Origin of the sequence: Ferrimonas kyonanensis DSM 18153 (genome assembly GCF_000425405.1) — a bacterium.
In the GTDB taxonomy this organism is placed as follows: domain Bacteria; phylum Pseudomonadota; class Gammaproteobacteria; order Enterobacterales; family Shewanellaceae; genus Ferrimonas; species Ferrimonas kyonanensis.
Window position 1 is genome coordinate 283,608 of record NZ_AUDJ01000001.1, and the last position, 21,845, is coordinate 305,452.

Sequence of the window (21,845 nt, forward strand, 5' to 3'; positions counted from 1 at the left end):
TAAAAAAGTAAATAAACGATATTCAATGTATCAAGTTTTGACGGCGTTTTCACTGATTGTTGAGCCGCCAGCCTTTGGTCCATGCCGCAATTCCGGCAAGGGCCAAAGCCGTTGAAGGCCAGATTGTACTGAATTTCCCTAGCAATATTGTGCTGGAGATCAACAAAACCGAGCCAATAATGAGGAAGTAGTGACTATTGTGAATCCTGCGACGCTGGCGAATGTATCGATCCATGATTCCCTGAGGATGTCGGAGCAGTTGCCGACTCAGTTGCAGGTTGTCGTGCAGCAGATCCGGCATCTCCGGCAGCTTCTCCAGCCAGAATGGCAACGCTTCACGAACCCGCTTGGCCTGGGCCGATGGTCCGATCTGTTCGGCCATCCACTGTTCCAGGAACGGCTTGGCGGTTTGCCACAGATCCAGCTGTGGGTACAACTGCCGCCCCAGCCCTTCGATGTACAGCAGGGTTTTCTCCAGCAGCACCAGTTGCGGTTGCACCTCCATTTCGAATTCGCGGGCACAACGGAACAGCTCCACCAGCAGGTGACCGAAGCTGATCTGCGACAGGGGTTTGTTTTCCAGAGGCTCCAGTACCTTGCGCAGTGCCTTTTCAAATTCGATGGGGTCGGTGTCGGCGCTGACCCAGCCGGAGCCGATGTAGACGTGGGCCAGGCGAGGGTAGTCCTGGTTAAAGAAGGCCAGGAATACGTCGGCGAGGCAGCGTTTGTCGTTTTCGGTCAGGCTGCCGACGATGCCACAGTCGATGCCGATGTAGGTGGGATCGTCCGGATGCTCACGGCTGACAAAGATGTTGCCCGGGTGCATGTCGGCGTGGAAGAAGTTGTCGCGGAACACCTGGGTAAAGAACACCTCCACCCCACGTTCCGCCAGTTTCTTCATGTCGGTGCCCTGGGCCTTGAGCGCATCCAGGTCGGTGACCGGAATGCCGTAGATCCGTTCCATCACCAGCAGTTTGCGTCGACACAACTCCGGATAGACCCGGGGGATGTAGAGCGCCGGTGAGCCGGCGAAGTTGTCCCGCAGGCGGCGAGCGTTGCTGGCTTCCTGGACCAGGTCCAGCTCCGCCAGAATGGTCTTGCGGTAATCCTCCACCACTTCGACCGCGCGCAGGCGCTTGCCTTTTTCGGTGTTGCTGATCATCGCCGCGGTGGCGGCCATCAGGCCCAGATCGGCGTGAATGACCCGCTCGATGTCCGGGCGAACCACCTTGAGGATGATGTCGTCGCCGGTGGCTTTAATGGTGGCGGTGTGAACCTGGGCCACCGAGGCGGAGGCCAGCGGGGTGATGTCGAAGTTACTGAACAGGCGATCCACCGGTTGCCCCAGTGCTTGCTCGATCTCCCGTTGGGCCAGTTGGCCATCGAACGGGGGCACGCGATCCTGCAGTTCCGCCAGGGCGTTGGCAAACTCGTCCGGCAGCAGGTCGCGGCGGGTAGACAGCATTTGGCCAAACTTGATGAATACCGGCCCCAGTGATTGCAACGCCAATTTGACTCGGGCACTGGCGTTGGCGTCGCCGGCTTTGCGACCGACCCAGAACATCGTCCGGTCCATGATCTTGAGCAGCAATGGTGTGCGCTCGGCGGGCAGCAGTTCGATCAATCGGTACTGACGAACAGTGCGGGCGATCTGATAGGCACGCTTGAGGGCGCTAAGGCTCATGGCGTTTCTCCAGCGCGGTCAGGCGGCCCAGCAGGGCTTCGGCCCGCTGTTGCAACTCATCCACCTGTTGGCAAAACAGGCTGACTTCGCTGGGGCCGGGCAGCACCTGGCGCTCCTCGATCAGGTAGTCGCTCAGATGGGCACCGCCGGCCTGAAGCTGTTGGCGGCCAAGATCGAACAGGCTCTTGCCGAGGCTGTGCATGCGATAGGCCATGCCGTCGCCCACCAGTTTGCTCAGGGGCTCGGTCAGGTCAGGCTCAATCTGACTCAGGAGTTGGGTTAGCTTGCCCACCAGTTGCATGTCGCCGCTGATCTCCAGCTTCTGCTGCTTGACCAGTTCCGACAGTGGCTCACCGGCCTGAATGGCGGCCAACACCGACAGGCTGACCTTGAGCTGAGCCTGGCTGTCGCCGCCATAGCGGCTGTACACCAGAATCGGGTCGGCCATGATCAGATACAAAGGCCAGGGCAGTTCGGCGAGCTGCAGTTCGATCACCTGCCCCTGGCAGTCGGCCAGAGGACGGGCATCGGGATGGTACTTCAGCAGGTGCCCCAGCGCCGCTTCCAGGCTGCCTGCTACTAGGGTGGCAAGGTGCATAGTGCCTCGCTGATCAGAACTTATAGCCGCGGTGCAGGGCAACCACACCATTGGTCATGTTGACGTAGTCTGCCTGGTCGAAACCGGCGCTGAGCATCATCTGCTTCAGGGTTTCCTGATCCGGATGCATGCGGATCGATTCCGACAGGTACTGGTAGCTTTCGGCGTCGCCGGCCACCATGGAGCCCATCTTAGGAATCACCTGGAAGCTGTAGAAGTCGTAGGCTTTTTGCATCATCGGGTTCAGCGGCTTGGAGAATTCCAGCACCAGCAACTTACCACCGGGCTTCAGTACCCGGTTCATGGACGCCAGCGCCTTCTCTTTCTCGGTAACATTACGCAGGCCAAAGGCGATGGTAATGATGTCGAAATGGTTGTCCGGGAACGGCAGGGCTTCGGCGTTGGCCTGTACGTAGTTGACGTTGCCAACCACGCCCTGGTCTTGCAGCTTGGCGCGACCGACTTTCAGCATGGAGTCGTTAATGTCGGCCAGAACCACTTCGCCCTTTTCTCCCACCAGCTGGGAGAATTTTTTGGTCAGGTCCCCGGTACCACCGGCCAGATCCAGAACCTTCATGCCCGGGCGGGCGGCGGCGCATTCGATGGTGAAACGTTTCCAATAGCGATGAACCCCGAAAGACATCAAATCGTTCATCAGGTCGTACTTGGAGGCGACAGAGTGGAATACGTCGGCAACCATTTCGGCCTTCTTATCGGCCTCTACCGTTTTGTATCCGAAATGGGTCTTGTCCCCGTTATCAGCCATGAGCGGGCATTCCTATGTTAGCTAGCTGGAAATTGGACACAGTCTACACTTTAAAACAGTGAACAGAAACGGGGCGCGGCCAATCTGTAACCGTTATCACGATGCATACTGTGCCCTCTTACAGAATTATCGCTTCGATTTCGGGGTCTGGCATTACGTGTGCGTATCGTTTTGATCATTCTTGTTTTGTTGGCCAGTTCCGTCGGGGCGGAGCCGCTGCCTCAGTGGCGGGCATTTTTTGCTCCGGACCGACTGGCCCGGGTCGAGCAGCACTTCGGGGCCGAGGGCGTGGCGGAGGTGATGAAATTGCACGATTTCATCGACGCCCGTCTGCAGTTGTCCCTGCCTGCCGCAGCGCATTTGAAGCCGGTAAATGACTACTTCAACCAATACCGATTCGTATCCGACCAGCGCCATTGGCAGCAGGCGGACTACTGGGCCACGCCGTTTGAATTTGTGGCCAGCGGCGGTGGCGATTGTGAAGACTTCTCGTTGGCCAAGTTTTTTACCCTGCGGGTGCTGGGAATGCCGTCGGTGCGAATGCGGTTGATGTACGCCAAGGCACTGGAGCTGAATCAGGCACACATGGTGCTGACCTACCTGGAGCAGGAGCAGGCAATGCCACTGGTTCTGGATAACCTCAACAAGACGATTCTGCCCGGGGATCAGCGCCCGGATCTGTTGCCGGTTTACAGTTTTAACGGCGAAGGGTTGTGGCGGGCGCGGGCGTTCGATCAGGGAGTGCGCCTCAAGCAGGGGGAAAACGGCATTCTGCTGTGGCAGGAGTTGTTGGAAAGGCTGGCGGCCGGGGAGGGAAGATGACGTTATTTCGGTTGTTACTGATCTGTCTGGTGCTGCTGGTAGCCAGCCTGACGGCGACGACGCTGGCGTTGTTTGTGCGTGGCAGCCAGGAGTACCTGGTGACCCAGTTGGCCAGCCATGGTCAGGATACCGCCACCTCCTTTGGTTTGTCCCTGTCGCCAGTGCTGGCCGGTGACGACTGGGTGCTGGCGGAATCCATGGTGGATGCCATCTTTGATCGCGGCGATTTCGCGTCGCTGATTCTCGAAGGGGGCGATCATCGGCTTGAGCGGGTTGCCGGCGCCCCGCCCGAGGTGGCTCCGGCGTGGTTTCGGCGCTGGGTACCGGTGCAGGTGCCTCCTCGTGTCACGGAAATCAATGCTGGCTGGCGCTTGGTGGCCACCCTGACGGTGACCGCGAATCCGCAACCGGCGATGCTGCACCTGTATCGCATTGCCCGTCATGCCTTGATGGTGGCGCTGGTGGTGGCGCTGTTATCGATTGTGTCCGGTGCCTGGATTCTGGGTTGGATCCTGGCGCCGTTGAAGTCGGCTCAGGCACAGGCGGAAGGGTTACGACGACGGCGCTTCATCCGTCAGCACAAATTGCCGCTGTTGACCGAGTTACGAGCCCTGACCCTGACCATGAACCGTATGGTGGAGAACAGCGAGCAGCAGTACCGACACCAGTGTCAACGGATCGAACAACTGCAGCGGGCCAGCTTCATCGATGCCGAAACCGGCCTGGGTAATGGTCAGCGGGGTCGGGATCGCTTGGATCAGATGCTCAATGACCGGGAATTGGAGTATGGCGTCCTGGTGCAGGTACACCTGAGTGGCTTGGAGCAGCTGGAACATAAGCTGGGGTTGGCCGCTCAGCAGCCGCTGATCCAAGGGGTTACCGAGTTGATGCGCCAGCAGCTGGCCCGGTTGCCGCTGGCGAGAATGTACCGCATGGGGCAGGCAGACTTCTGGATCCTGCTGCCGGGAATGGAGGCGCCAGACTGGACCGACAGTGGTGAGCAATTGACGGCGGCGCTGAATCGGCAGGTGACCCTGGCCGGTGCGACCCGGGTGGTGCTGGCGCAACAATCGTTTCATTTCGGTCAGTCGGTGGCCGAGGTGGAACAGCAGTTGCACCAGCAATTGCAGCGTTGCCTAAGTGGCGTGGCGGTGGTGGCGGAGGCCGCTGTCGAACAAACCGACCTGTCGGCCCAGCAGGCGCGGCTGCTGCGGTTATTGCAGCGGGTTCCCCGGTTGCTGCTGCAGCCGGTTGTCGATTGCGATGGCGAGCCGTTGTACTACGAAGTGCTGGCGCGGTTTTTTGATGGTCAGCGCTGGCGGGCGCCGGCGTCGGTGGTGGTGTTGGCGCAGCGGCTGGAGCAGGAGCAACAGGTGGACTTGTTGGTCCTTGAAGCCTTGCTGGCGCAGGTGAAACAGCGGCCACTGGCGGCGACCCTGGCGGTCAACCTGACCGCCGCATCACTGTTGTCGGCCCAGTGTGCGCCGAGGCTGGGACGGGTCGGTAAACAGCTGCGGGCCTTTGGGGCCTCACTGGCGGTAGAGATTCCGGAGCAGGCGCTGCTCGAACACCCCGATGGCGTGCGCTTCGCGGTAGAGCAACTGCAGCAGCAGGGAATACCGGTGTGGCTGGACCACGTTACCCCGGCCGGAGTGGCGGAGCTGGAAACCCTACCGGTCACCGGCATCAAACTGGATCCCGGCTACAGCCGTCACCTGAATCAGCAGGGCAGTTACGAGTCGCTGTTGCCGCTGATGGTAACCGCCGCCCACGCTCGGGGGGTATTGGTGGTGGCAGAGCAGGTGGAGGACGCCGGGGTCGCCGAGCGCCTGTGGAGCCATCAGGTGGATGGCCTGCAGGGGTTTGCGCTGACGGAACCCCGGCCCTTTACTGAGGTGTCCGCAGTCGACCGTTGAGATAGCTGAGCACCAGCTCGGATAACGCTTGCCCGACCTGGCGCTGGCCGGCCTCGAGGCCGGCGGGGTGGCACTCGGGAGCGCCTTCGGCCAGATGCAGGTAACGGCAGGCCGGGTGACGGGCCAGGGCGTAGACGATGTGCAGCGCATCCATCAGCGGTATGCCGGCGACGGTCTCGGCGGAGCTGGCCAGGCCGGCGATGGCGTCCAGATCCACTTCGATGCCCAAAGGCAGGGTGGAGGCACTGACATCGTTGTCGATCTGTTCCAGGAGCTGGTGCAGAGGCCGTTCACGGCGAACCCACTGCTGCTGAAGACTGGTCCAGTGCTTGCCGCACTGCCGCAGTGCCACCAGGCTGGCCTGGTTGTTCTTCTGTTCGTGCAGTCCCAACACGTGGTAATACCCCAGCGCGCCCTGCTCATGGGCGTAGGCGAAGCCGTTGCCGCTGTGGCGACCCTCGGGGGCGCGAAAATCGCTGTGGGGATCGAGGTTGACGGCGGCCATGGGACCGTCCAGTGCCTGACTGCAGCCCATCAGAATGGGAAAGGCGTTGTTGTGACCGCCACCGATGACAATGGGCTCCAGACCGGCGCCGATGATGGCGGCAATCACTGGCATGACCCGTAGATCCAGTTCGGCGGTGTGTTGGCGCAGGGCCTGCAACTGTTCCGAATCCGCCGCGTCCAGGAACTGGCACTGCTCCAGCAGATCGGTGGTGTCGATGTGGCCCAGCAGCAGCAGTTGTTCACCGCCCAGCAGTTCGTTGGCCTGCAGGTTGGCAAATTGACTGAGGAAAGCCCCCCAGCCCCGTTCGGCGCCGCCGCGACCCAGGTTGGCCCGGGGGCCGATGTCTTCCGGAATGCCCAGCAACACATAGCGGGCGCCCTGCTGGCGGGCAGCGGCCAGTCGCTCCGACAACGCGGCGCCGTCGGGGCCGAGCTCGGCCCCGAGCAGCCAGTGTTCGCCCTGATGTGCCTCGCCACCTCGATGGTGAACGTAGGCGCCGAGATAGTCCTTATCTGCCAGCACCAGGCTCATAATCAGTCGATGTCCAGCGGGTCGGGAGACAGGATGATGCCGGTGGAATCGGCGTACAGGTGATCTTCCGGCAGGAAGGTGACGCCACCGAAGTTCACCGGAACGTCGACCGCTCCTTCGCCGGTCTGGTAGGCCCCCACGGGAATCGAGGCCAGCGCCTGAATGCCGACGTCGATGTCTTCAAGGGCATCCACTTCACGGACGCAGCCATAGACGATCAGCCCTTCCCAGTTGTTGCGTGCCGCCAATTCTGCCAGTTCGGCATCGATCAGGGCGCGGCGCAGTGAGCCTCCGCCGTCAATCAGCAGCACTTTGCCGGTGCCGTCCTGCTCCAGGGTGTCGGCGATCAGCACGTTGTCCTCAAAACACTTGATGGTGTGCAGTTCGCCCCCGAACGAATCACAGCCACCAAAGTTGGTGAACATGGGTTCGACCACGTCGACTTGTTCGGCGTACAGGTCGCAGAGTTCAGATGTGTTGTAGTGCATGATAGCCCCCTTCGCAGTGCGTTTTCGCCCCAAGTATAACCCCAATTTTCACCATTGAAATGCGGCTTTTGTGGCAGAACTCATTGTTTGTTAATCGAGTTTTGCTTTACTTGGCAGACTTATATTTCAATTGTGTTGTAAAATAACGAAACAAATCAATTTGTCCGCCAACTAATGCGTGATCTTGATCACGCTTAATGCATGAATGTATTGATGTTAACAACTTGTTTGCTACCATCTGTCGCGATTTTTGATTAATGATTCACCAGACAGTTCGGGGCAAGGAGTCTCCATCACCAGTCAAGGTAGAGGGGAATCGTCAGCATTTCTGAGGAAGTATCATGGAACTGAACCTGGTTGAAGTCGTCGGTCATATGGCCTCCATTATGGTCGCCATCTCCCTGATGATGAAAAATATTGTGCGACTGCGAGTGCTCAACTTCATTGGTTGCTCGTTGTTTGTGATTTACGGTTTGCTCATCGATGCATCTCCGGTCTGGACCATGAACGCCTTCGTTGCCAGCGTCAACGTGTTCTATCTGGTGAAGATGTTCCGCGAAGACAAGTCGCCTCAGGCTGAAAGCGCGTAAGCCGCTGATGCCGGAGAAAAGGGTCGCTCAAGCGGCCCTTTTTTGTGGCTGAAATTCGCGTCAGCCGCCAGTCTCCCTCCTCTATCGCCCTGTTTTTATTGCTGTCATTGAATTGACCTGTGGCCGTAACTTTTCTGTCACCCCGCCGCCATACCTTCACAATGAATTCAGAGAGCGAGGGGACTCGTGATGTGGCAACAACTGGATGAATGGGACAGGCAGTGTTTCTGGTGGCTGAACAAAGCCGGTGGCCATCCGGGTGCCCAGTGGTGGGCCCGCAACCTCTCGCGCAGTGGTGACGGGGCCGGATACGCGTTATTTGCTTTCATTGCCGCCGGCTACGATGACAGGCTGGGGCCGAAGCTGTTGCTGATGTTGCTGCTGGCCTATGCCATCGAGCTGCCTCTCTATTGGTTGCTCAAGACCCGTCTGCGACGCCAGCGCCCGTGTCAGGCTTTGGCCGGTTGTCAGGCGCGGGTGAATCCCCACGACAAGTTCAGCCTGCCATCCGGGCACAGTGCGGCGGCGTTTCTGTTTGCCACCCTGCTGGCCTGGTACATCCCGGCCCTCGCTCCCTGGGGGTTCATCTGGGCCGCCGGCGTGGCCTGGGGCCGGGTGGTGCTCGGGGTTCATTACCCCGGTGACGTGGTGGCGGGGGCGTCTCTGGGCACCTGTGCCGCCTTGGTTAGCATGTCATTAGTGATTTAGGACTCGATGATGCGAATTTTGTACGGCATACAAGGCACAGGCAACGGTCACCTGACCCGGGGACGGGTGATGGCTCCGGCATTGGCCGATGAGGGCATCGAGGTCGACTACCTGTTTTCCGGCCGCCCCCGGCAGCAGTACTTCGATATGCAGCCCTTTGGGGATTTCCAATGCCGCACCGGCTTGTCGTTTGCCACCCGGGATGGCGGCGTCGACATGTGGCAGACCTGCCGCGCCAATCGTCCGGGCGTCTTCTGGAGCGATGTGCGGAACCTGGATCTGAGCGACTATGACCTGGTGTTGAACGATTTCGAACCCATCAGTGCCTGGGCGGCTCGGCGTCAGGGTAAGGAGTGCATCAGCGTCAGTCATCAGAATGCCTTTCAACACGATGTGCCGGTGGCGGGACAGCGTTGGCTGGACAAGCTGATCATGAGCAAGTTTGCCCCGGCCTCCATCCACCTGGGCTGTCATTGGCACCACTTTGGCTGCGATCTGCTGCCGCCCTTTATCGAGCCCCCTCACGAGCAGGTGGCCGAGGTGGGGCATGTGCTGGTGTACCTGCCGTTCGAGGAGCCGGCGGCCATCGCCACTCTGCTACGTGCGGTGCCTGAGGTGCAATTCCAGGTGTATCACGGCCAGCCGGCACCGGCGTCACTGCCGGCCCACGTGCACTGGAACCGCTTCGATCGCCAGGGGTTTCAGCGTCACCTCGGTGGCTGTTCCGGGGTGATCTGTTCCGCCGGATTTGAACTGGTGTCTGAGGCGCTGGTGTTGGGCAAAAAGCTGTTGTTAAAGCCGTTGAAAGGCCAGTTTGAGCAACAGTCCAATGCGCTGGCTCTGGAGTTGTTGGGCGCGGCAACCGTGATGGACAATGGGGGCCGCCATGAACTCAAAACCTGGCTCGCCAGCAGCGCCTGTGAGCCCATCCATTACCCTCAGATGGGGCGACTGTTGGCCCGCTGGTTGAAGCAGGGGCAGTGGCAGGATGTGTCGGCCTTGTGTCGGGAAGCCTGGACGCAGGCTCGGCTGCCGGAAAGCTGGCAGCATAAATGGGCCTACGCCTATTAAAAGAGGAGCCGTCTGGCTCCTCTTTTATTTACTTATCGCTGTAGTGAATCTTGACGTCCAGCAGCGGCTCTCGGCTGCCTTTGGCGGCCTTGAGGCGGGTGAGGTAGTCCTCCCACATCTGGCCCTGATTCATGGCAAAACTGTACAGCACATCCCAGGAGTAGAGGCCACTGTCGTGGCCATCATCGAACACCAGTTTGACCGCGTACTTGCCCACTGGCTCGATCTTGTTGATGTTCACTTCCCGTTTATTGGTGACCAACTGGGGGTTGCCGTGGCCGTGCACCTCCGCAGAGGGTGAGCAGACTCGCAGCAGCTCGCAGGCCAGCTGGGCGGTTTCGCCTGTTTCGAACTCGACCTCCAGAACCCGTGACGTGCGCTTCAGTTTCAGCTTGGTGACTTTTGGTGCCTGACGCATGGCAAACCTCGTTGTAGTTACAGGATAAAGCGAGACAAATCTTCGTTCTCAACCAGCATGTCCAGGTGGTCATTGACGTACTTGGCATCGATGGTCAGGGTGTCACCGCTCTTGTCGGAGGCCTCAAACGAGATCTCTTCCATCAATTTTTCCATCACCGTGTGCAGGCGGCGGGCACCGATGTTTTCGGTGCGTTCGTTGACCTGCCAGGCGGCTTCAGCAATGCGCTTAATGCCATCATCGGTAAACTGAATGGCAACCCCTTCGGTGGCCATCAGGGCGCGGTACTGCTCGGTCAGGCTGGCGTTGGGCTCGGTCAGAATGCGAATGAAATCGTCCGCAGACAGGGCTTCCAGTTCCACCCGAATCGGCAGGCGTCCCTGAAGCTCCGGAATCAAGTCCGATGGTTTGGCCAGCTGGAAGGCGCCGGAGGCGATAAACAGGATGTGGTCGGTTTTGACCATGCCGTGCTTGGTGTTGACGGTACAGCCTTCCACCAGTGGCAGCAAGTCACGCTGAACCCCTTCGCGGGACACGTCCGGGCCTGAGCTTTCGCCGCGCTTACAGATCTTGTCGATCTCATCCAGGAACACGATGCCGTTCTGTTCTACCGCGTCGATGGCTTTCTCTTTCAACTCTTCCGGATTCACCAGTTTCGCGGCTTCCTCTTCCACCATCAGCTTGAGGGCTTCGGAGACTTTCATCTTGCGGCGCTTGCTGGGTTGATTGCCCATGTTCTGGAACATCGACTGCAGCTGGTTGGCCATCTCTTCCATTCCCGGTGGGGTCATGATCTCGACGCCCATTGGGGATTGAGACACGTCGATCTCGATCTCTTTGTCGTTCAACTGGCCTTCGCGCAGTTTCTTGCGGAAGGTCTGGCGAGTGGCGTTGTCGCTGCTGCTCTTGTCCTGGGACCACTCGTCGCGGGGCTTGGGAAGCAGGGCGTCCAGTACTCGCTCTTCGGCCGCTTCTTCGGCGCGGAAGCGATTGCGCTCCACTTCGTGTTCCCGGGTCATCTTGATGGCGGAGTCGGTCAGATCGCGAATGATCTGCTCAACCTCTTTGCCCACGTAACCCACCTCGGTGAATTTGGTGGCTTCGACCTTGATGAACGGCGCCTTGGCCAGCTTGGCCAGGCGGCGGGCAATTTCAGTCTTACCCACACCGGTTGGGCCGATCATCAGGATGTTTTTCGGGGTCACTTCCTGGCGCAGTTCGTTGTCCAGTTGCATACGGCGCCAGCGGTTACGTAGGGCGATGGCCACCGCCTTTTTGGCATCGTTCTGACCGATGATGTGACTGTTGAGTTCGGAAACAATTTCTCTTGGCGTCATTTCAGACATGGCGATTAACCCTTGCTTGGAAGTTCTTCAACGGTGTGGTTCTGGTTAGTGAATACACAGATATCACCGGCGATGGTCAGGGCCTTTTCGCAGATCTCGCGGGCACCCAGATCGGTATTTTGCAACAGCGCCTGGGCGGCTGCCTGAGCGAAGTTGCCTCCTGAGCCGATGGCCACCAGATCGTGCTCCGGCTCTACCACGTCGCCGTTACCGGAAATCAGCAGGCTGGTTTCCTCGTCCGCTACGATAAGCATAGCTTCCAGTTTCTGCAGGGAGCGTTCGGTTCGCCAGGCTTTCGCCAGCTCGACGGCCGCTCGGGTCAACTGGCCCTGATGGGCGTTGAGTTTGGCTTCCAGTAACTCAAACAGGGTAAAGGCATCGGCAGTGGCACCTGCGAATCCGGCCAGCACTTTGCCGCCGTTCAGCAGCCGCACTTTGCGGGCGTTCCCTTTCATTACCGTGTTGCCCAGGGATACCTGGCCATCTCCGGCGATGACTACTTTGTCGCCGCGGCGAACCGATACAATGGTGGTCATAGTGATTCCTTTTTGCGTTCCGGGCCAGGCCCGGCTCTGGAAGTCGAATGTCTGTTGTTAGCAGTAAATGTGGGGACAGTAATGGCCGGCTTCAACCCTAAAATCGGTCTCGGCCAAGATTTGTGACATAAAAACGGTGTTTGAGTGGCCTAAGGAAGCGGTGGCAGCAGCAGCGCCCGGTTGCCGTTGTGAATGTACAACAGCGCCGTCAACACCACCGCATGGGTATTAAGGTTACTGCTGGAGTTGACCGTTCCGTCTTGATAGCGGCCGGTCAGCCAGCCTGTGGGGCGGTACAGCGCTCGGGCCTGATGCCACAACTCGGTGCCGAAGTCGTCGTCACTGAGTACCGCCCAGCTGAGGGCGCACTTGGCGCTCAATACCTGGACGGTGTCGGTGGCCTGGCCGCGGTAGTCGGTGCTGTGCCAGGGCTGGTCGGCAAAGCTGAGGTTGTTGTACAGGAACCAGGGAGGATGATTGCTGGCGTCTTCACCAAAACACCACAGCCGCTGCTGTTGTTGCCATTGGCGTCGGTGGATCTCGAGAATCTGCTGTCCCTCCTGGCGCAGTTGTCCCAACTCCAGCTGCGCCAGGTAGAAGGGGTCGCTGGTGAGAAACGGCAGATTGCGCCGATCCAGTGGCAATCGAATCCCCATTAGCTGGCCGGTTGGCAGTCGGCTATAGTCGAACGCCGTGTGCGTCTCCAGTTGCCACTGTGCCAGCCCGGCCGCGGCGTATTGCTCGTAGCCATAGCGCCCCTCCTGATAGCGTCGCTCCCGCCCCTGGTGGTAACGGGCGCCAATCAATTCTCCCTGATGCACCAGGTGCGACAGTTGCCAACGCTGGGTGATGGCGGTTATCTGGCTGCGAAACTGTGGGTGCCGGCGGTCGATGATCGCCAGCCAGGTGAGGGTGCGGGCGATGTCCAGTACCGACCAGCCGTTGCCGTGGCGGTCGCTGTCATGGGCCGGTTGACCGCTGTCGGTGCGATAGCTGCGGGCCGGCAGCAGATCGTCATACAGCGGCATGGTGGCCAGGGTGGTCAGCAGGGTGGACAATCGCTGTTGAAACTGGGACGGGGTGATCAGCCCCAACTCGGCGGCGGCCACGGTCCCGGCCAGGGCGCTGCCAACGTCCCAGAGTGTGGTCTCTTTGTAACCGTAAACGGAGTTGATCATGCCGGTATCGGCCTGGTACTGACTGGAAAAATAGCGCCAGGCTGATTGTGCCATCTGGCGATGAATCGGCAGCAAGCGGGCAAAGCGCGGCTGATCGGAGGCCCGTTGCGAGCGATCCTGAGGTAAGGGGGATGGGGTCAGTCCTTGGGTGATCACCTTTGAGGTGGGTGCCGGGACGTTGGCCGGCGTGACGCTGCGGCTCAGTTGAGCGCTGCCAGACAGTCGGGGGGCGTTGACATCGCCGCTGGCGGGCGAGACCCGGGCCGAGGCCTGCGCCTTGCTGGACAACCGCATGGGGGACGGATCTGCGCTGGACGGCGGATCGTCATTGGCCGCCCCGGGCAGCCATACCAGGGTCAGCATCAGGCACCAAAGTCGCATCCTTGCTCATTCAATGAAGTGGAGATAGCCTGAGTGTAGCTCAGTTTTTCTTTTGGTAACGGTGTTTTACGTCGTCGGGCATGTGGGCCAACTGGCTGGCTTTGAGGGCGTCAAAGGCGGTAAACAACGGCCCGGTATCGCAGCGATCGATGCCATTGAGACCATGGGCGATGGCCTCCAGTGTCGACAGGCTGTCCGGGCGGCGCGCCTTGCGAATCTGGTAATCGCCGGCGGGCACTTCGGCGAAACTCAGCTTGGGTAAGGCCTGCAGCCAGGGGTTGAGTTGCAACAGTCGATAGACCTTCTTCCAGGTGCCATCGAGAACCAGCAGGTTCAGCGGAGCACTGTCCCGGCCCAGGGTTTCCATGGCGGTGGCATCGTCGCCGGGGTACAGCAGGTAACTGGGACGATCGCTGTCGGCCAGCTGTTGTCGTAACCGGGCAAAATCCTCAGGGTGCTCGCCAGGCCAAAGCTGTCCCTGGTCCAGGCACAGCAGGCTGAGGGTGGCGGTCCCCTTGGCGGCATTCGCCTCGGAAGGGTGCTGCAGAATGTGAATCGGATGCCGGTTGTGCACCGGCGCAGTGGCGGCGCACAGGCACACTTTTTGTGGTCGCTGGCAGCGGGGGCAGGTTGGGCGTTTGCTCATAACTCGGTATCGAAAAAAAGGGCCACCCTAGGGTAGCCCTTATTGCTGGATCAGTTCCACAACCAGATCTGGCAGCCGTTGATGCCGCCACGCTGGATCTTGTGGCGCTCGCTCTCGGCCACGCGTTTGCGTTCGTAGGGACCGAGTACCACTCGGAACCAGACGCCGTTGCTGCCGGTGGTGCGCCGAACCTGAGACTCCATCCCCATAAAGGCGATCTTGGCTTTCATGGCTTCGGCCTGGCTCTGTTTGCGGAACGAGCCGCACTGCATCTGGTAGGGGCCACCCAGTTCCTGTTTCGGCACCTCAACCTCGACCTCTTTCTCAGGCAGGGTCTCGATGTACTCCCAGGTTTCCTGTGGTTTCTCCGGCAGGGCCGGTTCGGGCTTGCTGGGCTTGGTCGTCGGCTGCGGCACCGGCACGACCACCGGGGCTTCGGTGACCGGTTGGTCTTCCGATGCTCCCTGAATCGACCAGAGGAAATAGCCAAAACCGCCGATCAGGGCGATCACCAGCACCAGTTTCAGCCAGGGAAAGGCCGGTTTGGCTGCGGCTTTGCGGCCTTTGGCGCGCGGCTTGCGGCCGCGCTTGGCGTAGTCCCGGGTAGCCATGGATTACATGCGCTCCAGGGTGTTGATGCCCAGCAGGCCCAGGCCGACCTTGAGGGTGTTGGCGGTGGCCAGGCACAGGCGCAGGCGGCTGGCTTTGACGTCGTCGGCGACGTCGTCCTTGTTGATGGGGCAGGCCTCGTAGAAGCTCATGAAGGCACCGGCCAGCTCAAACAGGTAGGTACACATCAGGTGAGGAGCACCCTTGGCGGCAACGCCATGAACCACGTCGTTCAGCTGCACCAGCTTCTGCGCCAGTGCTTCCTCTTTATCGTGCTCGAGGGTGATGCTGCCATTGAGGTCGGCGGCGTTGACACCGGCCTTGCGGAAGATCGACTGAATGCGGCTGTAGGCATACAGCATGTACGGGGCGGTGTTGCCTTCAAAGGTCAACATGTTGTCCCAGTCGAAGACGTAATCGGTGGTGCGGTTCTTGGACAGATCCGAGTATTTCACCGATGCCATGGCCACGGTGGTGGCGATGGTGTCCAGCTCCTCAGCCTGCAGATCCGGGTTCTTGTCACCGATCAGCTTGATGGCGCGCTGATGGGCTTCTTCCAGCAGATCGGCCAGTTTCACCGTACCGCCGCTGCGGGTTTTGAACGGCTTGCCGTCCTTGCCCAGCATCATGCCAAAGGCGCAGTGCTCGGTGGTGGTTGTGTCAGGCAGGTAACCGGCCTTACGGGCGATCAGCCAGGCTTGTTGCAGGTGCTGAGCCTGACGGGAATCGATAAAGTACAGGATGCGGTCGGCGGAAAAGGTGTCGACCCGGTACTTGGCGGCGGCGATGTCGGTGGTGGTGTACAGGAAGCCACCGTCGCGCTTACGGATAATCACCCCCATGGGGTTGCCGTCTTTGCCCTTGTACTCATCGAGGAAGACCACGGTGGCGCCGTCGTCTTCTACCGCCAGGCCTTGCTGGGTCAGGTCGGCGACCACTTCTGGCAGCAGGGCGTTGTACAGGCTTTCCCCCATGACGTCGTCATTGCTCAGGGACACGTTGAGGCGGTCGTAGATGGCCTGGTTCTGAGCCATGGTGATGTCCACCAGCTTCTTCCACATGGTGCGGCAGTACTCGTCGCCGCCCTGCAGTTTGACCACGTAGTTACGGGCACGCTCGGCGAAGGCGTCGTCTTCGTCGTAGTGCTTCTTGGCTTCGCGGTAGAAGGCTTCCAGATCGGACAGGTCCATATCGGAGGCGCTTTCGTTCTCCATCTTCTCCAGGTAGGCGATCAGCATGCCGAACTGGGTGCCCCAGTCGCCGATGTGGTTGGCGCGAATCACCTTGTGACCCAGGAACTCCAGGGTACGGGTGACGGCGTCACCGATGACGGTGGAGCGGATGTGGTGCACCGCCATCTCTTTGGCGACGTTTGGCGCCGAGTAGTCGGTCACGATGGTCTGAGGTGCAGCGACGGCGGCCACATTGGCGCGGCTGTCGGTGGCAATGGTTTCGATCTGCTTGCCGAGCCAGCCGGCATCGAGGAAGAAGTTGATGAAACCGGGGCCGGCGATCTCAACCTTGGACACCAGTTCCGAGGCCGGCAGGGTGTCGATGATCAGTTGCGCCAGTTCACGGGGATTCTTCTTGGCAGGCTTGGCCAGCATCATGGCCAGGTTGGTGGCCAGGTCGCCGTGGCTTTTGTCCCGGGTTCGGTCTACCTGAACGCGAGGCGCAGCCTCGGCTGGAATGTGGCCATTCTCTTTCAGGAGAGTGACAGTCTGTTCAAGTAACTGCTGGATATGTTCTTTCATCGCGACACCGAAAAACTCTATGGGGACAGGCCGGATAACGGCTGATAATCAAACCGCACATTTTAGCGCCTAAAGCGCCTAATACCAACGCTTTGTTTGCCCGGTAACCGAGTTTATTGTCGTTGTGAGTCAGTGGCGGTGATTTTGCTTCAGTAGCGGCTTACAACAGGTCCTGAGGATCCCGCTCCAGATGCCAGCGACAGCGCTTGGCCGAGGGCAACTGCTCGATGCGGGGTAACGCATGCTCCAGCGCCTGTTGCAGGTGTTTGCGATCGTTGGCCAGCAGCAGGGTGTGGTAGCGGAATTTTCCCGCTTTGCGCTCCATGGGGGCGGGCATCGGCCCGACCCGCTGAATCGGCAGGGCATCAAAGCAGTGGTTGGCGTCATTGAGGAACTGCTGCGCCTGGTTGGCGTAGGTGGCTTCGGCGCGAATGATCGCCATCTGTCCGGCCGGTGGCAGCATGGCGTCCATCCGCTCTTTCAGGGCGGCATCGGCAAAGGGGCCGTAACCCTGGGTGGTCAGCTGATGCAGCAGCGGATGGTCCGGCTGGTGGGTCTGCAGGATCACTTCGCCGGGTTTGCTGGCACGGCCAGCGCGGCCAGCCACCTGGATGTACAACTGCGCCAGACGCTCCGAGGCCCGAAAGTCGGCGGAGAACAGGGCGCCGTCCACATCCAGCAGCCCCACCAGGGTCACATCGGGAAAGTGGTGCCCCTTGGCGAGCATCTGGGTGCCAATCAGGATACGGGCTTCGCCGCGGCGAATCTTTTCCAGCAACTGATTGAGGCTGCCTTTGCGGGAGGTGGTATCTCGGTCGATGCGCACCACCGGGTACTGGGGGTAGCGCTGCACCAGGGCTTGTTCCAGTTGCTCGGTGCCGACGCCCTGGGTAAACAGCTGGGTCGAGCCGCACTCGTGGCACTGATGCGGCAGGCGTTTCTGGCTGCCGCAATGGTGGCACTGCACCATGCCCGAGCCCTGATGCACCGTATAGAAGGCGTCGCAGCGGCTGCAGCCATGGAGGTGGCCGCATTCGTGGCACAGCAGTGCCGGGGCAAAGCCGCGACGGTTAAGAAACAGCATCACCTGATTGCCGGCCTCCAGATGCTGCTCCATCTTTTCCAGCAGTTGCCTGGACAGGCCGGCGTCCAGGTTTTGCAGGCGCAGATCGACGATGCGCTGCTTTACGTGCTGGGCCACCCCGGCGCGTGCGGTCAGTTGCAAGCGTTTGTATTTGCCGCTGGCAACGTTATACAGGCTTTCCATCGATGGGGTGGCGGAGCCCAGGATGATCGGCACTTGCTGCAACTGGGCCCGCATTACTGCCAGATCGCGGCCGTGGTAACGAAAGCCCTCCTGCTGCTTGAAGCTGGCGTCGTGCTCTTCATCGATGATGATCATCCCCAGCTTGGGCATGGCGGTGAACAGGGCCGAGCGAGTGCCGAGCACGATGCCGAGGGCGCCGGCCTGGGCCTGTTGCCACACCTGCAGGCGTTCGTTGTCGTTCATGGCCGAATGCAGCACCCCCACCGGGACCGGAAAACGTCGCTGAAAGCGTTCAATGGTCTGCGGGGTCAGGCCGATCTCAGGCACCAGTACCAACACGGTTTTGCCGGCGCGAAGAATCGGCTCCATCAGGTGCAGATAGACCTCGGTCTTGCCGGAGCCGGTGACCCCTTCCAGTAGATAGGCGCCGAAATGATCCAGATCGCCGCTGATGGCCGCGACCGCCACCGCTTGCTCCCGGTTCAGTACCTGCGGCGTCTCACCCAGCGTGACTTGTTGGTGCCAGTCGGTATCGAAACTCAAGGCTCGTTCGCCGGCCTCGATCAAGCCCTTATCGGCCAGGGCCTTCAGTGCCTGGCGACTGAATTCCAGTTTGCTGACGTCGCCGTCGGCGATCTGAGTCTGGGTCTGCAGGTAGGCCAGCAGGCGTTGCTGCTGAAAGGCGCGTTTAAGGCCATCGAGGTCGGCGCGGCGGCCGGCCTCGGTCAGTTGCCACAGCTTGATCGGCTGTGGCTGCGCCGACTCTCCCTGTCGCAGTTTCACCGGCAGCAGCTGATTCAGTACCATGCCTATGGGGCTGCAATAATACCGCGCCGCCAGGCGGGACAACTGCCACAGAGTGTCGTCCAGCACCGGCGCCGGGTCCAGCCCCCGGTCGATGGGTTTCAGTTTGTTGTCCGGCAGATCGCTGTGGTCACTGATGGTCACCACCACGCCGACCATCGATTGACGGCCAAACGGCACTTCGACCCGACAGCCGGGCTGCGGCAGTGGTTGGTCAGCAGCAGGTAAATAGCTGAACAGTTGGCGAAGGGGAACGGGCAGGGCGACCTGAATGTACACTGAGCTGTCTCATTATAGTAGCGGCATGGGCTCCGGGTGCTGGCGGGACCCGGTTTTTGCTGCCATCGCAGGGATCCTGCCACGGCGCCTGACTACCCTATCAGAGCTGGAACAATGATACTATGGAGGCGGATTGATGCTTGCGGCGGTTGGTTACATCATGTACCATTACGCGCCTTAAAATTGTCAATAACGACGTATGGTGTCCGGCTTTGGATCGGATAGCGATACGGCCTTAACTGAGGTTTTCCCAATGAAACAAGGTATTCACCCAGAGTACGCTGAAATCAATGCTACTTGCTCTTGCGGTAACGTAATCAAGACTCGTTCTACCGTAGGTAAAGATCTGCACCTGGACGTATGTTCTTCTTGTCACCCATTCTACACCGGTAAGCAGAAAGTTCTGGACACCGGCGGCCGTGTGGACAAGTTCAAGAAACGTTTCGGCGCGCTGTCTTCCAAGTAAGCCGACCCGTTTTAGGAAAAGGGCACCCATTGGGTGCCCTTTTTCGTTGCGGTCTGAAATAAATTCGACCCAAACAGACTATTTAAATTGGTCAGTCTTTTTTACCATTCAAATAGCCAAAACCCGCCATTAAACTGACATTTTTCCCTATATTACTGTCAGTGCTGAATTAGTTTATTTTTTCATTTAGTCACTTTTACTGAACGATGCATGAGTATTTTGTTACTTTTGCCTTGTTGGCAATGAAACTGGTCGGAATTGCCTGTTATATCAAGCGCTAATGACAACATCGGTTGCAAATTCAGGCCAGAGGAGTAAGGTTTCATGCGACTGTACCCCTCCCTTAAAATAAATGTAGTGACTGGAATTAAGAGAATGGCAGACCTCCGCGAACAAGCGCTCGAATATCACGCCCAACCCGTTGCCGGCAAAATCAGTATTGCCCTGACAAAGCCAGCGGAAACACAACACGATCTGGCTTTGGCATACAGCCCGGGTGTTGCTGAACCGGTTCGTGAAATCGCCTCCAACCCTGCAGATGCTTATAAATACACCAACAAAGGCAATCTGGTTGCGGTGATCACCAACGGCACCGCGATTCTGGGTCTGGGCAACCTGGGCCCTCTGGCCTCGAAACCGGTAATGGAAGGCAAGTCTCTGCTGTTTAAGCGTTTCGCCAATATCGATTCCATCGACATTGAGGTGAAGCACCGCACTCAGGAAGAGTTTATCGATACCGTCGCCAACATTGCCGACACCTTCGGCGGCATCAACCTGGAAGACATCAAGGCACCGGAGTGTTTTGAAATCGAGAAGCAGCTGGTTGAGCGCTGCCAGGTACCGGTGTTCCACGATGACCAGCACGGCACCGCCATTGTGACCGCGGCGGGCATGCTCAACGCGTTGGAGATTCAGGGCAAGAAGCTGGAAGAATCCACCATCATCTGTCTGGGAGCCGGTGCGGCGGCCATTGCCTGCATGGAGTTGCTGATTAAGTGCGGCGCCGTGCGCGAAAAAATCTACATGTTGGATCGCAAAGGGGTGATTCACACCCGTCGCGATGATCTCAACGAATATAAGAAGCTGTTTGCCAACAACACCGATAAGCGCACCCTGACCGATGTGATTCAGGATGCCGACGTGTTTGTGGGGGTGTCTGGCCCGGATCTGCTGACCGAAGAGCAGGTTAAGTTGATGGGCGACAAGCCGGTGCTGTTTGCCTGCTCCAACCCGGATCCGGAGATTCGTCCCGAGCTGGCCAAGGCCGCACGCCCGGATGTGATCATGGGAACCGGTCGCAGCGACTACCCGAACCAGGTCAACAACGTGCTGTGCTTCCCGTTCATCTTCCGTGGTGCCCTGGACGTTCGTGCCCGGGCCATCAACGACGAGATGAAGGTGGCGGCGGTGGAAGCGATTCGTGAACTGGCCAAGGAGCCGGTACCGCAGTCGGTACTGGATGCCTACCAGGTCAGCAGCCTTAGCTTTGGTGCCGAATACGTGCTGCCCAAGCCGATGGATCCACGCCTGCTGCCTCGAGTGGCCAAGGCGGTGGCTCAGGCGGCCATTGAGTCCGGTGTGGCGGAGATCGAGACCCTGCCGGACCACTACATGATCGATTAACGCCGACCGGCGACAATTGAGGCAGCGCATGGCGCTGCCTTTTTTTTGAGTAACACCCCACCTTGCCACTGGTGGTGAATTGGTCGGCAGGCCTCAGTGCGACAGCATCGGCGGCAGAATTCGCTGTGCATGGCTATTCAGTGCGGATGCAAAGTCTGTCGTTATTAATAATAAGTTACTGATTTACATGTTTAAATTGTTTAATTGATTGCACTCGCTCATGATATCTTATCGGATTAACCCCGATGGTATTTGGAGAGATGATGAAAAGAACAATCGGTTCCGGGCTGGTGTTGCTGGCCATGTTGGGCTCCAGCGCCGCCATGGCGGCAGTGGATCAGACCGGCTTTTATGTGGGCGGTTTTGTTGGCAGCACCACCCTGGAAGTGGAAGATTTTGATAAGTCGGAAGCGGGCTTTGGTGCCTACGGCGGCTATAACTTCAACGAGTGGTTCGGGCTGGAATCGACGCTGTTCGTTACCAGCGAATACAAGCTGGAAGATGAAGATGAAGCCTATGCTGCGGCGTTCACCATTGCGCCGAAGTTTACCGCTGTTATCAATGACACCTTCTCGGTCTACGGCAAACTGGGCCTGGCCAGCATGCTGGTGAGTGTCGATACCCGCCTTGGCGATCAGGATTTCTACGGTGTCGGCTTTATGTGGGGCCTGGGCGTGAACGCAGCCCTGACCGACAACCTCAACCTGCGTCTGGGTTATGAGTCCATGAGCGGCGATCTGGAGCACGAAGACTTCAGTCGTATTGAGATCGATACCGATCTGTCTCAGATTAACCTGGGCCTGCACTACCAGTTCTAAACAGTCAGCAATCAAAAGGGGGCCATCAGGCCCCCTTT

The 21,845-nt window shown here is 59.3% G+C and carries 21 protein-coding genes; 8 read left to right on the forward strand and 13 right to left on the reverse strand.

Annotated elements, in window-relative coordinates:
* Positions 1-49 precede the first annotated feature (49 nt).
* The 3 genes from ubiB to ubiE are packed head-to-tail and all read right to left on the reverse strand — an operon-like array spanning position 50 to position 3,048.
* Positions 50-1,684 (reverse strand): ubiquinone biosynthesis regulatory protein kinase UbiB, encoded by a 1,635-nt coding sequence (gene ubiB / locus H598_RS0101345; RefSeq protein ID WP_028111391.1) that lies wholly within the window; start codon positions 1,682-1,684, stop codon positions 50-52.
* On the reverse strand, positions 1,674-2,282 hold the full coding sequence (locus tag H598_RS0101350) for a ubiquinone biosynthesis accessory factor UbiJ (RefSeq protein ID WP_028111392.1): 609 nt from the start codon (positions 2,280-2,282) through the stop codon (positions 1,674-1,676). The genes ubiB and H598_RS0101350 overlap by 11 nt, the downstream gene beginning before the upstream one ends.
* A gap of 13 nt (positions 2,283-2,295) precedes the next feature.
* Positions 2,296-3,048, reverse strand: coding sequence for a bifunctional demethylmenaquinone methyltransferase/2-methoxy-6-polyprenyl-1,4-benzoquinol methylase UbiE (ubiE, locus tag H598_RS0101355; RefSeq protein ID WP_028111393.1), 753 nt, complete (start codon positions 3,046-3,048; stop codon positions 2,296-2,298).
* Positions 3,049-3,219: 171 nt separating this feature from the next.
* On the opposite strand from ubiE, the gene H598_RS0101360 reads away from it, so the two are divergent.
* Together H598_RS0101360 and H598_RS0101365 are read left to right on the forward strand one after the other, a co-directional pair.
* Positions 3,220-3,870 carry a transglutaminase-like cysteine peptidase gene (locus H598_RS0101360; protein ID WP_245595538.1) on the forward strand — a complete coding sequence of 217 codons (651 nt, stop codon included), beginning with the start codon at positions 3,220-3,222 and terminating at the stop codon, positions 3,868-3,870.
* Complete coding sequence (locus H598_RS0101365) at positions 3,867-5,786, forward strand: EAL domain-containing protein (protein WP_028111395.1); 1,920 nt, start codon at positions 3,867-3,869, stop codon at positions 5,784-5,786. The genes H598_RS0101360 and H598_RS0101365 overlap by 4 nt, the downstream gene beginning before the upstream one ends.
* Here H598_RS0101365 and H598_RS22985 read toward each other — a convergent pair.
* Together H598_RS22985 and rraA are read right to left on the reverse strand one after the other, a co-directional pair.
* Entirely contained in the window at positions 5,758-6,825 is a 1,068-nt protein-coding gene (locus H598_RS22985) for a formimidoylglutamase (protein ID WP_051252243.1), read from the reverse strand. The genes H598_RS0101365 and H598_RS22985 overlap by 29 nt on opposite strands.
* A gap of 2 nt (positions 6,826-6,827) precedes the next feature.
* Positions 6,828-7,313 carry a ribonuclease E activity regulator RraA gene (gene rraA / locus H598_RS0101375; RefSeq protein WP_028111396.1) on the reverse strand — a complete coding sequence of 162 codons (486 nt, stop codon included), beginning with the start codon at positions 7,311-7,313 and terminating at the stop codon, positions 6,828-6,830.
* 341 nt (positions 7,314-7,654) lie between these two features.
* On the opposite strand from rraA, the gene H598_RS0101380 reads away from it, so the two are divergent.
* The 3 genes from H598_RS0101380 (at position 7,655) to H598_RS0101390 (ending at position 9,682) form a co-directional block, all read left to right on the forward strand.
* On the forward strand, positions 7,655-7,903 hold the full coding sequence (locus H598_RS0101380) for a YgjV family protein (protein WP_028111397.1): 249 nt from the start codon (positions 7,655-7,657) through the stop codon (positions 7,901-7,903).
* A 189-nt stretch (positions 7,904-8,092) separates the two neighbouring features.
* Positions 8,093-8,611, forward strand: coding sequence for a phosphatase PAP2 family protein (locus H598_RS0101385; RefSeq protein WP_028111398.1), 519 nt, complete (start codon positions 8,093-8,095; stop codon positions 8,609-8,611).
* Between the two features lie 9 nt (positions 8,612-8,620).
* A complete protein-coding gene (locus H598_RS0101390; protein WP_028111399.1) occupies positions 8,621-9,682 on the forward strand; it encodes an MJ1255/VC2487 family glycosyltransferase in 1,062 nt (353 codons plus the stop codon).
* A gap of 28 nt (positions 9,683-9,710) precedes the next feature.
* On the opposite strand, the gene H598_RS0101395 is transcribed toward H598_RS0101390, so the two are convergent.
* The 8 genes from H598_RS0101395 to priA all read right to left on the reverse strand — a co-directional run bounded on the left by H598_RS0101395 (position 9,711) and on the right by priA (position 18,900).
* Positions 9,711-10,100, reverse strand: a complete 390-nt coding sequence (locus H598_RS0101395) for a gamma-butyrobetaine hydroxylase family protein (protein ID WP_028111400.1) — start codon at positions 10,098-10,100, stop codon at positions 9,711-9,713.
* Between the two features lie 17 nt (positions 10,101-10,117).
* A complete protein-coding gene (gene hslU / locus H598_RS0101400) occupies positions 10,118-11,446 on the reverse strand; it encodes an ATP-dependent protease ATPase subunit HslU (RefSeq protein ID WP_028111401.1) in 1,329 nt (442 codons plus the stop codon).
* Positions 11,447-11,451: 5 nt separating this feature from the next.
* Positions 11,452-11,982 (reverse strand): ATP-dependent protease subunit HslV, encoded by a 531-nt coding sequence (gene hslV, locus H598_RS0101405; RefSeq protein WP_028111402.1) that lies wholly within the window; start codon positions 11,980-11,982, stop codon positions 11,452-11,454.
* A 149-nt stretch (positions 11,983-12,131) separates the two neighbouring features.
* Complete coding sequence (locus H598_RS0101410; protein WP_028111403.1) at positions 12,132-13,541, reverse strand: DUF3131 domain-containing protein; 1,410 nt, start codon at positions 13,539-13,541, stop codon at positions 12,132-12,134.
* A gap of 40 nt (positions 13,542-13,581) precedes the next feature.
* Positions 13,582-14,187, reverse strand: coding sequence for a tRNA-uridine aminocarboxypropyltransferase (locus H598_RS0101415; RefSeq protein WP_028111404.1), 606 nt, complete (start codon positions 14,185-14,187; stop codon positions 13,582-13,584).
* Between the two features lie 50 nt (positions 14,188-14,237).
* On the reverse strand, positions 14,238-14,798 hold the full coding sequence (locus H598_RS0101420; protein WP_028111405.1) for an SPOR domain-containing protein: 561 nt from the start codon (positions 14,796-14,798) through the stop codon (positions 14,238-14,240).
* A 3-nt stretch (positions 14,799-14,801) separates the two neighbouring features.
* A complete protein-coding gene (gene argS, locus H598_RS0101425) occupies positions 14,802-16,550 on the reverse strand; it encodes an arginine--tRNA ligase (RefSeq protein ID WP_028111406.1) in 1,749 nt (582 codons plus the stop codon).
* A 160-nt stretch (positions 16,551-16,710) separates the two neighbouring features.
* Positions 16,711-18,900 carry a primosomal protein N' gene (gene priA / locus H598_RS0101430; protein WP_028111407.1) on the reverse strand — a complete coding sequence of 730 codons (2,190 nt, stop codon included), beginning with the start codon at positions 18,898-18,900 and terminating at the stop codon, positions 16,711-16,713.
* A gap of 253 nt (positions 18,901-19,153) precedes the next feature.
* Here priA and rpmE point away from each other — a divergent pair, with 253 nt between their 5' ends.
* From rpmE to H598_RS0101445, 3 genes are all read left to right on the forward strand, one after another.
* Positions 19,154-19,366: a 50S ribosomal protein L31 gene (gene rpmE, locus H598_RS25870; RefSeq protein WP_084144269.1), complete on the forward strand. Its 213-nt coding sequence runs from the start codon at positions 19,154-19,156 to the stop codon at positions 19,364-19,366.
* A 375-nt stretch (positions 19,367-19,741) separates the two neighbouring features.
* Positions 19,742-20,989 (forward strand): malic enzyme-like NAD(P)-binding protein, encoded by a 1,248-nt coding sequence (locus tag H598_RS0101440; protein WP_028111409.1) that lies wholly within the window; start codon positions 19,742-19,744, stop codon positions 20,987-20,989.
* A gap of 260 nt (positions 20,990-21,249) precedes the next feature.
* A complete protein-coding gene (locus H598_RS0101445) occupies positions 21,250-21,807 on the forward strand; it encodes a porin family protein (protein WP_084144285.1) in 558 nt (185 codons plus the stop codon).
* Positions 21,808-21,845: the final 38 nt, after the last annotated feature.

Excerpts from the sequence above, each read along its gene's own strand:
- ubiB (WP_028111391.1), bottom strand. The coding sequence starts at position 1,684 with ATGAGCCTTAGCGCCCTCAAGCGTGCCTATCAGATCGCCCGCACTGTT.
- H598_RS0101350 (WP_028111392.1), bottom strand. The coding sequence starts at position 2,282 with ATGCACCTTGCCACCCTAGTAGCAGGCAGCCTGGAAGCGGCGCTGGGG.
- ubiE (WP_028111393.1), bottom strand. The coding sequence starts at position 3,048 with ATGGCTGATAACGGGGACAAGACCCATTTCGGATACAAAACGGTAGAG.
- H598_RS0101365 (WP_028111395.1), top strand. The coding sequence starts at position 3,867 with ATGACGTTATTTCGGTTGTTACTGATCTGTCTGGTGCTGCTGGTAGCC.
- H598_RS22985 (WP_051252243.1), bottom strand. The coding sequence starts at position 6,825 with ATGAGCCTGGTGCTGGCAGATAAGGACTATCTCGGCGCCTACGTTCAC.
- rraA (WP_028111396.1), bottom strand. The coding sequence starts at position 7,313 with ATGCACTACAACACATCTGAACTCTGCGACCTGTACGCCGAACAAGTC.
- H598_RS0101380 (WP_028111397.1), top strand. The coding sequence starts at position 7,655 with ATGGAACTGAACCTGGTTGAAGTCGTCGGTCATATGGCCTCCATTATG.
- H598_RS0101385 (WP_028111398.1), top strand. The coding sequence starts at position 8,093 with ATGTGGCAACAACTGGATGAATGGGACAGGCAGTGTTTCTGGTGGCTG.
- H598_RS0101390 (WP_028111399.1), top strand. The coding sequence starts at position 8,621 with ATGCGAATTTTGTACGGCATACAAGGCACAGGCAACGGTCACCTGACC.
- H598_RS0101395 (WP_028111400.1), bottom strand. The coding sequence starts at position 10,100 with ATGCGTCAGGCACCAAAAGTCACCAAGCTGAAACTGAAGCGCACGTCA.
- hslU (WP_028111401.1), bottom strand. The coding sequence starts at position 11,446 with ATGTCTGAAATGACGCCAAGAGAAATTGTTTCCGAACTCAACAGTCAC.
- hslV (WP_028111402.1), bottom strand. The coding sequence starts at position 11,982 with ATGACCACCATTGTATCGGTTCGCCGCGGCGACAAAGTAGTCATCGCC.
- H598_RS0101410 (WP_028111403.1), bottom strand. The coding sequence starts at position 13,541 with ATGCGACTTTGGTGCCTGATGCTGACCCTGGTATGGCTGCCCGGGGCG.
- H598_RS0101415 (WP_028111404.1), bottom strand. The coding sequence starts at position 14,187 with ATGAGCAAACGCCCAACCTGCCCCCGCTGCCAGCGACCACAAAAAGTG.
- H598_RS0101420 (WP_028111405.1), bottom strand. The coding sequence starts at position 14,798 with ATGGCTACCCGGGACTACGCCAAGCGCGGCCGCAAGCCGCGCGCCAAA.
- argS (WP_028111406.1), bottom strand. The coding sequence starts at position 16,550 with ATGAAAGAACATATCCAGCAGTTACTTGAACAGACTGTCACTCTCCTG.
- rpmE (WP_084144269.1), top strand. The coding sequence starts at position 19,154 with ATGAAACAAGGTATTCACCCAGAGTACGCTGAAATCAATGCTACTTGC.
- H598_RS0101440 (WP_028111409.1), top strand. The coding sequence starts at position 19,742 with ATGGCAGACCTCCGCGAACAAGCGCTCGAATATCACGCCCAACCCGTT.
- H598_RS0101445 (WP_084144285.1), top strand. The coding sequence starts at position 21,250 with ATGATGAAAAGAACAATCGGTTCCGGGCTGGTGTTGCTGGCCATGTTG.